Below are 14,280 nucleotides of genomic sequence, written 5' to 3'. Positions count from 1 at the left end.
GCAGTCCGTAATCGGCTAAAGGCCTATCTATCCTTACGAAACTCCCAAAGGAAGGGAACATTTCTGAGTACGGATGCGGTTTCTTAATTTACAGGCCGATTCTTTTAGGGATATAGAGAAATAAGGAGTGAATAGAATGGCGGAGACAACAGCAAAGTCGCCTTCCCAGGAGAACTATTTAGAAAAGCTACTCGAGCTTGGCCAGCTCATGAACTCGACCCTTGAGCTTAAGCAGGTTCTCGATATAGCGATGGAGCAGGTGATCAAATTTGTCGGAGCGGAGAGAGGGTTCATTCTCTTGGTAGATGTGGCCACCGGAAAAGTTTGGGGAGAGGCCATGTACCAGATTGACCGAGCGGCGCTTGAGGCAGCTTTTTCTGGAAGAGAGGGAGGCAACCAGGCGGAGATCAGCAAGACTATCGTGGAAAGCGTGCTGACCACACGGCAGCCGGTGATCTCCTACAATGCGATGGAGGATCCGCGGTTTGCCTCGCGCCAAAGCGTGCAGTTTCATAACCTGCGCTCTGTGCTTTGTGTGCCTCTGTTGGTACGAGACAAACTGCTTGGTGTTATTTATCTCGACAATCGTCTGAAAACGGGAGTGTTTTCTGAAGAGCATCTTCAAATGCTACAGGCTTTTTCCAATCAAGCGGCCATTGCCTTGGAAAACGCACGGCTTTATGAGAATCTACGTCGTTCTTTAGAAGAGCGCTTGCGCTTACAAGATGAACTTCACAAACAAGAGACACGACGTTTGGCCATGGAAGAGGCCAATCGGCTAAAATCGGACTTCATTGGCTTCGTCGCTCATGAACTACGCAATCCTCTGACCACTATTCGAGGCTACGTCCAGACCATTTTAGCCGATACCGACCATACGCTAGATGAGGAGACCAAGCAAGAGTTTTATCGTGCCATTGAAGCAGACGCCGATCGTTTACTGGATATGATCAACGAGTTGCTCGATGTAGCTCGTCTTGAGGCGGGACGGCCCTTGACCCTAGCGATTCGCGAGGTAGATATTCGCGCCGTTTTAGAGCGATTGGTGAACCGTTATCGCTATTATAAGTTCTATACCGATCGTCATCAGCTTGTCCTCGATGTTGCCGATGATGTGCCCAACACCATTGAGGCGGATGAGGACAAGCTAACCATGATCTTCTCGAATCTTATCAGTAATGCCCTTAAATACTCTCCTCAAGGTGGAGAGGTACGTATTACGGCACGGAAAGAGGAGGATGCACTGGTTGTGCGGGTAAAAGATCACGGAGTCGGTATGACACAAGAAGAGTGTGCGCGACTCTTCCGTCCCTACGAGCGCCTTGAGCGAGAGGAGATTCGCAACATTCAGGGAACCGGTTTAGGGCTTTACCTGGTGAAGCACCTTGTAGACCTTCACAAGGGCACGATCTCGGTAGAGAGCGCACCCGGGCAAGGGAGCACCTTCACCGTGCGCTTGCCCCTGCAAGCGAACCAGGTTTCTTGAAACGCTTCACTTACCTCAGCATCGTATAGGATGACAAAAATCCCCTTCCTTAGTGAAGGAGAGGAAGGGGATTTTTGGACCTATATCAGACTTTAGTAGTGTGTTGCACCATGCTCCGGTAATGGGATCACCCAGACATTACGGAAGCGGACGGGCGAGCCATGGTCTTGGAGTAAGATAGGTCCTGGCCCGGGGTGCTCCTTACGACCGTAGGCGATGCCCGTAGGTTCAGGAATGATGGTGTTGTTTTGAACCACAATCCCGTTTTGAAGGACGGTAACCCGTGCATCTTCCGTTTTCTTTCCATTGGCATCCCATCGGGGCGCACGAAAGATAATGTCGTAGGTTTGCCATTGCAGTGGGGGCTTGCAGGCATTAAGGAGCGGGGCTGTCTGGCCATAGACGGCCCCACAATCTCCGGTTCCGGGATCGGGAATGCCGTAAGAGTCGAGCACCTGAATCTCGTAGAGGCCATAGGGTGCCACGCCGCTATTTCCTCTCTCCTGCCCGTGGGCGTTGGGCATATACGGCTCCCAGAACTCGACGTGGAGGTGGAAGTCGGTAAAGGTCTGTTTCGAGATTATGTCCCCACCTCGTGGCCTCATGGTGCCGTGGTCGAATATCCACTGAGCGGGTTGGTGACTGCCTCGGTAGACCCAGTTTTCGGCGATTTCGTTGGGCTTGCCGGTGAAAAGGTAGACCACATTCTTCGCTCCGGGTGGAGGGGGCACCGGTGGGCTTTCCACCGGTTTTGGGGCCGGCTCAGACGCCTGTTGAGGTAGAGAATGGGCGTGCATGGTGGCAAAGAACAGACCGGCCAAAAGCAAGGGGCTTAAGAGCCGCCCTATGCGTACAAGTTGTGCTTTGTTCATGAACTGACGCACTCCTGAAATAGGTTGGTTACTCCTTTCGATAGACTAAAGGATTCAGTTTGCTCACCGCTAGCTCTCCGGGTTTCACACCTGGGAGCCAGGTTTCAAGGTCGAGCCAGCGATTTTTATTGTCGGGCTTCTCCATCACGCGAACGCCATCGGCGAAGTAGATGATGGTCATGACCTCTCTGTTGCGATCGCTTTTATTGCCGGGGGCGGAATGGAGGGTGGCACCGGCATGGAATGTGGCATCGCCCGCTTTCATAGCCCCTGCCGGGCTAAGGGGAAAGCCGTGTTCAGCTACGAAATTTCTGAAGTACTCTTCGGATGTATCACCGATCTCAAAGTGCCCGAGAAAGCCTTGGGTGTGAGAGCCGGAAGCAAAGGTCATGGTGCCCATCGTCTCGTCGGCATCTACTAATGGCATCCACGTGGTGATCGTCTTGTCGGTATCGAGAGGCCAGTAGTAGAAATCCTGATGCCATGGGGTTGGGCCACCCCCTGCCTCCTTAAAGAGGGCTTGATCGTGATAGATTCGGACGCCCTCCACGCCCATCAGCTCCGCCGCGATGCGCGCAAAACGACGGGCCAGAACATATTTACGAACCCGCTCGTCTCGAACCCAGAGGTTCATAATTTGAAGGAACGCTTTGCCGTAGGTATCGCGTTGTTCGATGGGCAGATTTTGGGTGTTGTAGCGATAAGCGGCTTCACGGATGATAGGGCCGTAAACGGCTATTTCTTCGGGTGAGCAAACGCCTCTCAGTAGAATGTGGCCATCCCGTTGATAGGCCTCTATCTGCTCTTTTTTGAGCGGATAAGGTGAGGAGAGATCGGGTAAAGTCTCTGCAGACGTGATCATTTTCGCACTCCTCTTTAGGTTGTCCGTTGTATATACTCTATTGGCCGGGATGTTTCCTGCCTACTTCGATTCTGAACTTTCTTAGCCTAGTATCGTCTAACCGTTCGTAAGACGACAACTCCTTGCAAAGTTAAGTTGTGTTTTGATAGGGTTTGGGCTGCGTGTTGTTATCGCACGCAGCCCTTTGTTTTGGCATCTGCTCAGGGCAGAATCACTTAGCGAGTTCGTATAGGGCATGAGCGTAGATTTTTGCCGCTTTCAGCAAGGACTGGATCGCAATGCGCTCGTCCGGTTCGTGCGCTGGGCCATCCTTCCCATCGGGGAAAGCGGCTCCGTAGGCAACGGTGCGGGGTGTGGCCCGTGCATAGGTGCCACCGCCCATCGTGCCGGGCTGGCTTTTCGTATCGCCGGTTTCCTCGCGATAGACGCGCAGAAGAGTTGCCACCGGTTCCTGATCAAGCGGCACGTAGAGAGGGGCATGCCCTTGAGTAACCTCGTAGTTCCATCCCTCTTTCTCCCAAAACGGGCGTCCTTGCGCCAGAAGACTGTCTAACGGCCAGGTAACAGGATAACGGATATTGTAGGTAAGAAAAACCCGTTCTTCCTTGTATTCTAGGACACCGAGGTTGGAGGTGAGAGGGCCGGACACATCGTCCCGATGGGCGATTCCCAAGCCGCTGCCGGCTGTATCGGAGGCGTGTACAACCCAATCGAGCCAGAGGGAGCGTTCGGGCAACTCAAGCTCGCATAAGACGCGGGCAAGCCGCACGATGGCGTTGTCGCCTGCGGTAGGGTGGCTGCCGTGTGCCGATTTGCCGATGGCCTCTATTTTGATGCCTCCATCGGTATAGCTGAACGTAATGTTACGATCCCAGTAGCGGTGTAGGCGGGTTTCTGCCTCACGCAACGCTTCTTCGCTGCCGGCAAGGAGGGCGGTTGCGTGATCGGGCACCATATTGGGACGGCGGCCTCCTTGTGCATGGGCGATGTAGAGACCGGCGTTGTTCTTCGGGAGGAGTTTGGAGAGAGTAAGATTCACGATGCCTTTCTCGGCATAGATGAGAGGGAAGGAGGCATCGGGCGTGAATCCGTAGAGAGGGCGCTCTTGCTTTGTTACATCGAAGTAATGATGCATGCAGCCAAAACCGCTCTCCTCATTGCAGCCGAAGATAATGCGGACGCGGCGACGAAGCGGCAAGCCACTCTCCATGAGCGCTTTCGCCGCGTAGAGCGCGGCATAGGTTGGGCCTTTATCGTCAGAGGCGCCCCGCGCGTAGATATAGCCATCTTCTATTTCGGCGCCGTAGGGTGGGTGGTGCCATCCATCTCCTTCAGGGACAACATCGAGATGCCCTAATACCCCTATATATTCGGGGCCTTCACCGAACTCCGCATCTCCCGCGTGGCCGTCAATATCGCGCACGCGAAAGCCGAGTTTGCGACTCAGTTCGAGAGTATAGTCGAGAGCCTCGCGAACGGCGCGGCCATAGGGCGCATTGGGTTCTGGTGGACCTTCCACACTTGGGATGCGCAAAACCCCCTGAAGCATCTCGACGATCTCATTCTGGTGTTCATCAATCCAACGGTGCAGTTTTTCTATAGCTTGATCCATTTCTTGCCTCTTAGCTCGCTTTTGATGTGGGGTTGGAGGCGAATGCATGGAGATAGTCTGCAAGCGCCTGACAGCCTTCTAAAGGAAATGCATTGTAGATGGAGGCGCGAAACCCTCCTACGGATCGGTGGCCTTTCAAGCCATCCATTCTTCTCGCCTTGGCGCCTTCTAGGAAAGCCGTTTCCCATTCCGTGTTTTTAAGCCGGAAGGTCACATTCATGAGGGAGCGATCGGCCTTTTGCGTTACGGTGGGTTCGTAGACATCGGGGTGCGCATCGAGGGCGTCGTAGATGAGGGCTGCTTTCTGGCGATTATTCGCTTCAACGGCTTTGAGGCCTCCCTGGGCCTCGATCCATTTCAGAACCAGGTTCATCACGTAGATGGCGAATACTGGGGGTGTATTGTAGAGCGAATTCGCCTTCGCGTGGGTTTTGTAGGAGAGGATAACGGGCACATCGTCGGCAGCTTGTTGCAGAAACTCTTTTCTCGCCACCACGAGGGTAACGCCCGCGGGGCCGGCGTTTTTTTGAGCGCCGGCATAAAAGAGGTGGAAACGCGAATAGTCTAATTCGCGTGCAAAGATATCGGAGGAGCAGTCTGCCACCAGCGGCACCCCGTTGGTCACCGGTAGGGTATGCCATTCGGTACCTTCGATTGTGTTGTTTGTAGTGATGTGGACATAGCGCGCGTTTGGGGAGAGATGCAGGTCGGTAGGGATGTAGGAATAGCGTCTATCTTCTGAGGTGCCGGCAATATTCACGGTGCCGAAGCGTTTTGCCTCGGCGATGGCTTTAACAGCCCATTCGCCGGTGTTGACATAGTCGGCCGTTTGACCGGCACGAAGGAAGTTCATTGGGAGCATGGCAAACTGCAAGCTCGCCCCTCCGCCCAAAAAGAGAACATCGAATTCGTCGGGGGAGAGGTTGAGCACGGAGAGCACACGTTGGATGGTATCGTGGTGAATGGCTTCATAGTGTTTGCCCCGATGGCTGACCTCTAGAATGGACATGCCGGAATTTTGGATTTCGAGCACGCCTTTGCTCGCTTCTTCGAGCACCGGTAGGGGCAACATGGCGGGGCCGGCGCTAAAGTTATAGATTCTTTCCATAGAAAGCTCCCTGTTCTAAAGTAAGGCTCGACACATGCCGTTGCTAGCGGCACGATTTTCCTTCTTAATACCAATACCCCAAAAAGAGGTTGCGCGATGAGGCTCTAGCGTGACTTCGTCGTTTTTTTCTCAGGCAAGGGTTCTTGGCACCATTTCTGCCAATCGTCGAGGGTAGCTTCTGCCATCGCTTGAGCTGCAGAAAGTAGTTGGCCGGCTTTAAGTCGTTTTGCGTGTGGAAAGACATCTGCTAAGCAGTTTGCGGAGCCGAGGTGAACGTTGGCTGTTTCAAAGCCCATGGCATGGAGAAGCCTTTTTTCATCACGCTCCTGAGGCAACTGAGATAGCTCGATCCGCGAGCAATCGGGCGCGAGACGGCGGACGATCCAGTGCCCTTCAAGGCGAACGAAGGGATCACGACAGCGCACGGAGCGATCGAGAATAGCCTGGTAATAGATTTCAGGAGCACGCTCCAGCCCCGCTGCCCAAAGGGCTGCCGAGGGAAGGAGCGCTTTCGCTTCACGAACAACCAGACCTCCTTCCCATTCAGCGATAGCCGCATAGCGCGGGCGTCCGAGGCTACCAAGTCCTGCGATGCGGCGTTTCAGCTTATAAGCTAGCCCCTTCGCCGGTAAAAGGTGTTCCAGCGCCACTTGGGCGCTTTCTGGAATCGGCTCTTCCGGATCGGGTAGGGCGTTCATTTTTTGGAAGAACTTTTCGGGGTTACGCAGTTCACCGGTGCTTAAACGGCGTAGCCAACCGTGCTCTTCGGCAAGAACATAAGGACGCCCACCTTTCTCAAGGCTTTCAAGATAGCCCTCCAGAATGGCCGTGCAGGCCGTGTCGGCTGCGAGATGAAGGTGGTTCTCCTTGATAGCCAAGAGAGCACTTGTTGCGAGGCGGGTAAGGTCAAGAGTATAGGGGAAATGCGCCGTCTCGTCAAAGTCGTTGATGCCCCAAACAAGGCGTCCCTCGGCGTCGCGCCAGGTGCCGAAGTTTTCCACATGGAGGTCGCCAACGGCAAGCACAACAGGCGCTTTAGCAAACTCGGAGCAAACCTTCGGCCAACGCTGCATCCAGCGATAGAAGGTGGCCCGTAAAAAAGGGAATGCGCCGGAGGCCATGGCCTTGTATTTGAGTTGCAGATCCGATTCTACCGGCACGGTATAAAGGGCCATCCATTCGTTGTAGAGTTGTGTTGCTCGTTGTATCTTCACCCGGTGCAGGTGCCCCCCCTTTATACAGGAAGTTTAATGACCGAGCGGATCACATTGCCTGTTTCCATCTCATGGAAGGCGTCTTCCACATCCTCTAGCCCGATAATTCGGGTGACCATGTCGTCGAGATTAAGCTGTTTTTGTAGGTAGAGCTGGGCCAGGAGGGGAAAATCGTGTGACGGAAGCGTATCGCCCGCATGGCAGACCCGCAGGGCGGCTTTGTTCCAATAGACACCGGTGGCCATATCGCCCAAATTAAGGGTAACGCTATCGGTGGCTGCAGGAAGGCCTATGGTTGTTGCGGTACCTCCATAGGCGAGCATGCGTACGGCCTGTTCGATGCAGGAGGGGATGCCGGTGGCCTCAAAGGCGAACTCTACCCCACCGTCGTAGCCATCTTCGGTAAGGGCGCGCACGACGGCAACAGGGTCTGTCTCGCGCGCATTAACGGTGTGCGTGGCTCCGAACTTTCGGGCCCATTCCAGCTTCGTTGGGTTAATGTCAATGGCGATGATCTGACGCGCATGGGCTAGCTTTGCACCCTGAATGACACTTAGCCCCACCCCTCCGCAGCCAATAACGGCCACGCGAGAGCCGGCAAAGACCGGGGTGGTGTTGAAGGTAGCACCGACGCCGGTGACGACTCCGCAGGCAATGAGACATGCCTTGTCGAGGGGCATATCCGTAGGCATCTTGATGGCAGCCTTTGCATGAACCACCGTATAGGTGCTGAAGGTGCCGCAGCGAAGCACTTGCGAACAGAGAGCACCATCGCGCTTGCGGTGAATGCGTTGTTTGGGACGTAGGGCTACGTAGCAGTGGCGTGGATCTCCCCGACGGCAGGCCGGGCACTGTTCGCAAGGGGCGCGGTAGGCAAGTACCACCGGGTCGCCTGGCGCGAGATGGGTTACCCCTTCCCCTACCTCTTCGACATAACCGGCGCCCTCATGGCCGAGTACGATGGGGAAAGGCATGCCCATGCCTTTCAGATTTTTCACCGTGAGGTCTGTATGGCATACCCCGCTGGCGACGATTCTCACAAGAACCTCATTGGGGCCGGGCGGGTCTACAAGGATATCCTCAACAACGGCGGGCGTATCGGGGGCGTTCAGCAGTACCGCTTTCCCTTGACGGCTCGACATATTCTCCTTCCTCCTCCTCGATTCTGTTTAACCTATAACTTCAACAAGGACATGCCGATGTCCTGCATTTCGATGTGTTGAGAAAAGGCGAAACTTTTCGGCGTTAAAAGAGTCTTTCGATACAGGTATTTCCTAGTAAGAGGCCTCTTTAGGGGGAGGCTATATCGGTGAGGGAACTTTTTAGGAAATACTAACTGTTTTAAACTATGTGAATTTTCGCGTATACCGTTAAGACCTAAAGTACGCGAAGTAGTCCCTTTGGAGAGTGTAAGTTATGGCAACACGAAGAGAGGTGGAACGACGTCGGAACGCGCTCATTCAAGATTTGCGTGAGGCGGTGCGTTCTGGCAGTTTACAACCTGGTGAGACACTGCCTCCCATGAAGGAGTTAGCGAAAAAATATAACATTTCAGTCAATGTTACCCATCGTGCTATGCAAACTCTGGTGGAAGAAGGATTGCTCTGCACGGTCTCTCGCGTGGGGACGTTCGTGCGAAGGCGCCCTGTTCCTCTGGAGGGGTTCTATCTATGGCTCGTCCAGGACGGCATTCCTCTGGCTGCACAACATGGATTCGAGATGCGCATGGCTCAGCTCGGTGCGGCCACTCTGGCCATGCGCCCGTCACAGTTGAGAGAGCTTTTTCAACAAGGGCAGCTTCCCGCCATTTTGGGCGTTTTTGGCGATATCTCCTCCCCGGAGAACAGGGAAATGTTCGCCTATTTCGACCACGAGGCTCTGCCCAACGTAACCTATGCCTCCCATTCACTCGAGGGGTTAGGCGATGTGGTGGCCTTTGATGAGTTTGAGGGAGGGCGTATGGCGACCAACCATCTTATCCGGTTGGGACATCGCCAAATCGCCTTTTTGGGGGCACATACCTCCTCGAATCTGCATCCGGGCTTTGAATGGTCTGCATTGCGTGAGGAGGGGTGGCGTGAAGCGTTAGAAGCAAGTGGGCTTAGCCCGCAAGGGCTTGCGTTTCACCCTTCCAAGGTGCCAACGTGGACGGGAGAGGCGATGTTCCACATTGGTATCGAACTCGGGGAGGCTCTGTTACGCCGAATAGGTGAGATGACCGCGATAGTCGCTGCCAATGATCGCATAGCGCTCGGTGTACTTTCGGTTTTGCGCAACAGCGATGTGCCGACCGTAAGATGGCCGGCCTTGGTAGGGTTCGATAATACGGCCATCGGCGGTGCCCATTTTCTCACCACGCTCTACATGCCGTGGGAACAGATCGGTCGGGAGGCCGCCGATCTGCTGTGGGAACGCCAGCATGGGCAGGTAAAGCGCCCGCCGATTGTGCGCAAAGTGCCTATGTACCTTCTGCCGCGCCTTACCTCTCAGTACGGTTGGGCGGCGCGCGGCGTATTTGAGGTTATCGAGCCTCAAAATCTGCTTCAACCGGCCCTAGCAGGGTAATCGGCATTGCATTTAGGCAAGAGCGGAGTAGGAGGGTATTGAGCCTATAGAAGCCGCTGCAACATGTAGGGGCAGGTTTCAAACCTGCCCCTACTTAGTGGACTTCAATATCGAGCGTATCGCCAGCAGTTAATTGCAGGGGAGTATCGAGTTGCAGGCAGAGAACAGAAGGATTAACGGGCTTCAGGCGAAAACCAAGTGGGCGTTGGGCTAGGCTGAGATGGACTTCCGGAAGACTCGTGGATAGGTGATGCAGTCCACGAGGTGGTGCCGGTATGAAGAGTGACCTGATGATGAGATGTGGCGGAGGGAGTTTGGGAAGCAGTTCGGAGCTAGGGGGATAGGCGAGTGGCCCTGGAGCGAAAAGGCGAGCGATGTATAACCGCATGTTTTCGCCTCGGGCTGTAGGTGTGTAATGAAGAGTGGCCCAAAGATTGGCAGAGAAGATAGGGCATTCCAGGCGAGGCCAGTCGCCGGGGATATCGGGTAGAAGCCAGACACTTTCGGTAACTTGATCGACTTGAAAACCGGACAACACATCAAGTAAGCCCCAAAGAATGCACTGGAGGGGGTTATTCGTCTCGATAGGGTGGTAGGAAAGAGAATAGCGTAGTCCTGCATCTGGATGGTTTTGCATGATAAGGACGTAGAGATAAGCGGGCAAGAGGATGTCGTTCATGGTAGATACGTTAGGGTATGTGGGGGGGATGGATGGAATAGGCAAAGAGAGATTTTCGTCGAAAGCATGGAGGAGCGCGGCCGGTACTAGCCAGTGCGAAGGATTCACGAGGGAAGGCTCGGGTGAAGTTATGGAATTGTGGAAAATGTTGCCGATCGTTTGGGTCTCTTCGGCAAGCGATTGCAGTAGATGCGTCGCGAGGTCTTTATCATTGAGAAGGTTTGCCAGAGAGACCGCCGCTGAAAGGGCCCCCCATCTCCACAGACTGAGTGTCGGCTGAGAGGTGGAATCGAGCATTTGAGAGGCGTCATGGAGGATGGGCTTCTCGTTTTGAACCAGAAAGAGGTTACCTGTTTGTCGGACATAGGCGTCGCTGAGCAGCAGCAGCGGGACGGCGACGGCATAATCTTTGTGTTGCCGAAAGGCCGTTCCCAGACTTTCGATTTCTTTGGCTATCAGGTCTGGATAGAGGTCAAGTAGCGGAAGAGAGAGAGACAATTGTTTGCTGATCGCATCTTCCGCAGGGCTGAGTGAGCCTGTTTCCATACGTGTATCGCTGCGGGGGATGCTTAGAAAACCGTCGTGGTCTATAGCCGCTTCGGTGAGCAGCGGTTGAAGGCAGTCACCGAGCCTTTGAATGAGCGGACTTGGAAGGTTTGAAAACTTAAGGTTGTCTTGCCACTCCGCAGTGAGGGCATAAAGCGCAAGCCAGTTAGCAAGAAGTCGTTGGGCTATGGCCGTGGCGTTCGGGAAGAGGGTTGCGTAGTAAAACGATTGGGCCGTGTGGGCGTACCAGGCTAACACAAAAGGAATTTGCACCTGATCGTGGGGTGCTAGTGTCAGATGCACGGCAAGGGCTATGGCCGGTTTGGCGACCTCGTGGAGCTGCTGCGATCCGGTGAGGTTCCCTGTATCCACAAAGGAACGCCACCAACTTACCGTTTGCTCGGATCCGTTCCAGCACAGGGAGGTTACGGTGGCATCTCCTCTTTGGGGGTAGGTATAGACTGCCGTTTCACCCTGTGCGCTCGTGATGTGCGCTCCAAAGAAGCCATTTGAGGCGGGCAATATCTCGGCCTGGTCGGGGGCTACGAAGAGCGATGGACATGAGATGAGCGCGCTTACCTTGGCCGCAATAGGGAGTGGATTGTGAAAGGTGACAATAAAGGCGACTGCCGGCAGCGTGGAATTGGGCAGATCGTGAGGGATGAAGGGAGAGAAGATGCGAAGTTGGGTTGCTATCGGCGAGTCGGTGCTTGGCACTTCAAACTCGGAGATAGGAAATCCAGGAGTGCTGAGTAAGGAAGGCAGGCAAGGGATTTGCTTCACACTCTGAGAAGAGAGGGCGAAGGCATGCGTTTCGTCCCCAATGCGAATGCGTGCAGCAAGAAAGCCGGTTTCATCCGGCGAAAACCTGCGAGGGCGATCGGGAATGGGCGCTGCAGCGGAAATCGTTCCCGTGTTATCGAGCAGAACGGCACCCGACCCGATGCCTCCAAGCATCACCGGATAGGAACGACTGTTTGCCGCCAATACGGCTTGGACAGACAATGCTAAGTGCACCAGAGCAACGGCGACCAAGATGAGAATTTGACGATAGACCCTTTGCATGCCTTCCTCCCCCTCCACGACAACTTTGGAAGCAGAGTTAGTATACACACTTCGAATGAGGTTTAGCTCTCAATCTCTCACTCGATGGAAAGAGTTATCGGCATAGAGTGTTTTTGGAGAACGGTGGCAGCCTTAATAGAAAATTAATTTTATGTTAACCACCGCTTAATATTCGCGATGTAACATATAGCATGCTGTTATCGAGACTGAGGGGCTACTTGTATAAACCAGAACAGCGCGTCATGATGTCAAAGGCTTTGACGCAAGACAATAACTAAGGAGACCAGCCCCATGAAGAAAAATTGTGCATGTGTATCTATGCTAGTTAGTTTTCTGTTGGTCTGTTGCCTAGCAGCTGCCTGGGCAGATAACTTTACCGACAATGCCTACTTTCCCGGTTGCTTCTGGTTCTCCATTCCATTAACGGAATACGTTGAAACAGAGACACCCTTATTCCGCGAGGCCTACTCTCTCTTGAAAGCCGGCAAGTACGATCAGGCAGCGCCTCTGTTCCAAAAGGAGATGCTCCAAAACCCTCAGGACTATGTGGCTGCGGTAGGATACCTGCAGGCGATAGGACATAAGCGCGATATTCTTTTAGAACGGTGGCAACAGGATGCGCAAACCCAACCGACGCCCATGAACCTGTTTAAACTGGGTATGCTGGCCCTCTACATGAAACAAGAGCGCGACCGCATCTTGCGGCCATTTGCCGAGTATCCGCCTTTTGAGCAAAAGTTAGTGAAGCTCTGTCTCGATAATCTTTACCAGTTCTATTTGCAAACACATAGCCCTCTCAGCGTGGACGCCCTTTGCCAGGCCTATGAGGATGTAGATGTGTATAAGCCTTTTCCCTCCGAATCGTTTCTTGCCAAAGATTTAATAAGGCGTATTGGAGGAGAGAGGATGTTTGCCGTATTGGATCGTGCTGCCCACAGCCACTGGAAGGGGCCGCAACCGCCGATTCCCACCGGTCTTTCTGTGAAGCAACTCAAATACTTGCGCCGAGCAGCAAACCTGCTTTGGAGGCAGTATGCCACAGAGGTTGGTTATCCGTCCATCGGTCTGCACAATGGCAAAATGTATTATGAAATAAACGGCAAGTACGTTGCCTATCCACCTACGGTTACCCCCATTAGACCTAAAACGCCCGAAGAGCAGGCCGGTTATGAGTATCTCTCGCGCCTACGTGCACGGTTAGAGCAGGCTATCAAGCAAAAGGAGAAAGTACAGTCCAAGAAACAGGTTACGCATCAAAAAGGACGCTAATGCATGGGTTGCTTTGAGGGCTGAGGTTAGGCTCTTCAAACCCTATTTAGCCCTTCGGCCTTGTCTCCAACGCGGTTACGCTCTGTTTTAGGGCCGGAATAAGCTCGGGATACCGGTAGGTATAGCCAAGGCGTTTTGCTACGGTAGGAACCACGCGCTGGCTGGCGAGCAGCGAATCGGCAAACTCTCCTAAAAGGATACGCAATACGAATGCGGGGAGCGGGAAGGAGGGGCGCTTCCCATAGATGGCTGCAAGGGCGCGGGCGAACTCTAGATTGCTTATCGTTTCGGGCGCTACGGCGTTGCACGGGCCATCCAGACGATCTTCCTGAAGTGCCCAGAGGAAGAGGCCGACGGCATCTTCAAGATGGATCCAGGGCATCCACTGTTTTCCCGATCCGAACGGGCCTCCTAAACCGAGTTTCCATGGGTTGAAGGGGATGGAGGGGAAAGGCCGTAGCATCCTCGCTAAGGCACCGCCTGGCCCAAGCACCGTAGCCAGTCGCATGGTCGCCACACGAGCTTTGCATTGGCGCGCGCGGTTGGCCTCGGTCTCCCACTGAAGACAAAGCTCTGCCAAAAAATCGGAGCCGGCGGGCCGCTCTTCGGTGATCATCTTATCGTTACAGTCTCCGTAGTAGCCTACGGCAGAGGCGGAGAGAAGAGTGGAGGGAGGATTTTTACAGTTGCGCATGCACTCCACGAGGGTATGTGTGGTCTCCACACGCGAGCGCACCAGCTCCTCCTTGTAGGCAGCGTTCCAGCGCTTACCGGCGATAGAAGCCCCCGCTAAGTTGATCACAGCCTGAGACTCTTCTAAAGCTGTGTGAAGAGCCTCTTTATCGTTCCAACAGATGCTTTTGACATTCGCTCCAAAAAGGCGAGGAACTCCCTCAGGGTGGCGTGTTACAACCGCTAGGGTGTGTCCATCCCTCAGCAGTTGAGCGCAGAGGGCTTTACCCAGAAAACCGGTTGCGCCTGTGACGAGAATGTGCATAGAAA

11 protein-coding genes are annotated in these 14,280 nt (G+C 54.1%); 3 read left to right on the top strand and 8 right to left on the bottom strand.

The annotated features are described in order from the left end of the window. Window positions 1-136: 136 nt before the first annotated feature. Window positions 137-1,486 carry a GAF domain-containing sensor histidine kinase gene (locus VKV18_RS10360; RefSeq protein WP_324204132.1) on the top strand — a complete coding sequence of 450 codons (1,350 nt, stop codon included), beginning with the start codon at window positions 137-139 and terminating at the stop codon, window positions 1,484-1,486. Between the two features lie 92 nt (window positions 1,487-1,578). On the opposite strand, the gene VKV18_RS10355 is transcribed toward VKV18_RS10360, so the two are convergent. The 6 genes from VKV18_RS10355 to VKV18_RS10330 form a co-directional block, all read right to left on the bottom strand. Then, entirely contained in the window at window positions 1,579-2,358 is a 780-nt protein-coding gene (locus VKV18_RS10355) for a DUF1080 domain-containing protein (RefSeq protein ID WP_324204131.1), read from the bottom strand. Between the two features lie 28 nt (window positions 2,359-2,386). Continuing rightward, complete coding sequence (locus VKV18_RS10350) at window positions 2,387-3,220, bottom strand: phytanoyl-CoA dioxygenase family protein (protein ID WP_324204130.1); 834 nt, start codon at window positions 3,218-3,220, stop codon at window positions 2,387-2,389. Window positions 3,221-3,431: 211 nt separating this feature from the next. Then, complete coding sequence (gene pepV / locus VKV18_RS10345) at window positions 3,432-4,832, bottom strand: dipeptidase PepV (protein ID WP_324204129.1); 1,401 nt, start codon at window positions 4,830-4,832, stop codon at window positions 3,432-3,434. A 10-nt stretch (window positions 4,833-4,842) separates the two neighbouring features. Next, the gene (serC, locus tag VKV18_RS10340; protein WP_324204128.1) at window positions 4,843-5,940 is read right to left on the bottom strand and encodes a 3-phosphoserine/phosphohydroxythreonine transaminase; all 1,098 of its coding nucleotides are present in this window, start codon (window positions 5,938-5,940) and stop codon (window positions 4,843-4,845) included. 104 nt (window positions 5,941-6,044) lie between these two features. Beyond that, complete coding sequence (locus tag VKV18_RS10335) at window positions 6,045-7,154, bottom strand: DUF2252 family protein (protein WP_324204127.1); 1,110 nt, start codon at window positions 7,152-7,154, stop codon at window positions 6,045-6,047. 20 nt (window positions 7,155-7,174) lie between these two features. Next, window positions 7,175-8,296, bottom strand: coding sequence for a Zn-dependent alcohol dehydrogenase (locus tag VKV18_RS10330; RefSeq protein ID WP_324204126.1), 1,122 nt, complete (start codon window positions 8,294-8,296; stop codon window positions 7,175-7,177). Between the two features lie 274 nt (window positions 8,297-8,570). On the opposite strand from VKV18_RS10330, the gene VKV18_RS10325 reads away from it, so the two are divergent. Then, window positions 8,571-9,719, top strand: a complete 1,149-nt coding sequence (locus tag VKV18_RS10325) for a GntR family transcriptional regulator (RefSeq protein ID WP_324204125.1) — start codon at window positions 8,571-8,573, stop codon at window positions 9,717-9,719. A 94-nt stretch (window positions 9,720-9,813) separates the two neighbouring features. Here the strand turns inward: VKV18_RS10325 and VKV18_RS10320 are convergent, their stop codons facing one another. Continuing rightward, window positions 9,814-12,009, bottom strand: coding sequence for a GH116 family glycosyl-hydrolase (locus VKV18_RS10320; RefSeq protein WP_324204124.1), 2,196 nt, complete (start codon window positions 12,007-12,009; stop codon window positions 9,814-9,816). Between the two features lie 318 nt (window positions 12,010-12,327). Between VKV18_RS10320 and VKV18_RS10315 the strand changes: the two genes are divergently transcribed. Next, window positions 12,328-13,278, top strand: coding sequence for a hypothetical protein (locus tag VKV18_RS10315; RefSeq protein WP_324204123.1), 951 nt, complete (start codon window positions 12,328-12,330; stop codon window positions 13,276-13,278). A 46-nt stretch (window positions 13,279-13,324) separates the two neighbouring features. On the opposite strand, the gene VKV18_RS10310 is transcribed toward VKV18_RS10315, so the two are convergent. After that, on the bottom strand, window positions 13,325-14,275 hold the full coding sequence (locus VKV18_RS10310; RefSeq protein ID WP_324204122.1) for a TIGR01777 family oxidoreductase: 951 nt from the start codon (window positions 14,273-14,275) through the stop codon (window positions 13,325-13,327). Window positions 14,276-14,280: the final 5 nt, after the last annotated feature.

Source organism: Chthonomonas sp. (genome assembly GCF_035294505.1).
GTDB lineage: Bacteria > Armatimonadota > Chthonomonadetes > Chthonomonadales > Chthonomonadaceae > Chthonomonas.
Note: the sequence above shows the minus strand (reverse complement) of the source record. Positions and strands in the feature narration are given on the sequence as shown.

What these genes read in the sequence shown, in the direction of transcription:
- VKV18_RS10360 (WP_324204132.1), top strand. Translation starts at nt 137, where the DNA reads ATGGCGGAGACAACAGCAAAGTCGCCTTCCCAGGAGAACTATTTAGAA.
- VKV18_RS10355 (WP_324204131.1), bottom strand. Translation starts at nt 2,358, where the DNA reads ATGAACAAAGCACAACTTGTACGCATAGGGCGGCTCTTAAGCCCCTTG.
- VKV18_RS10350 (WP_324204130.1), bottom strand. Translation starts at nt 3,220, where the DNA reads ATGATCACGTCTGCAGAGACTTTACCCGATCTCTCCTCACCTTATCCG.
- pepV (WP_324204129.1), bottom strand. Translation starts at nt 4,832, where the DNA reads ATGGATCAAGCTATAGAAAAACTGCACCGTTGGATTGATGAACACCAG.
- serC (WP_324204128.1), bottom strand. Translation starts at nt 5,940, where the DNA reads ATGGAAAGAATCTATAACTTTAGCGCCGGCCCCGCCATGTTGCCCCTA.
- VKV18_RS10330 (WP_324204126.1), bottom strand. Translation starts at nt 8,296, where the DNA reads ATGTCGAGCCGTCAAGGGAAAGCGGTACTGCTGAACGCCCCCGATACG.
- VKV18_RS10325 (WP_324204125.1), top strand. Translation starts at nt 8,571, where the DNA reads ATGGCAACACGAAGAGAGGTGGAACGACGTCGGAACGCGCTCATTCAA.
- VKV18_RS10320 (WP_324204124.1), bottom strand. Translation starts at nt 12,009, where the DNA reads ATGCAAAGGGTCTATCGTCAAATTCTCATCTTGGTCGCCGTTGCTCTG.
- VKV18_RS10315 (WP_324204123.1), top strand. Translation starts at nt 12,328, where the DNA reads ATGCTAGTTAGTTTTCTGTTGGTCTGTTGCCTAGCAGCTGCCTGGGCA.
- VKV18_RS10310 (WP_324204122.1), bottom strand. Translation starts at nt 14,275, where the DNA reads ATGCACATTCTCGTCACAGGCGCAACCGGTTTTCTGGGTAAAGCCCTC.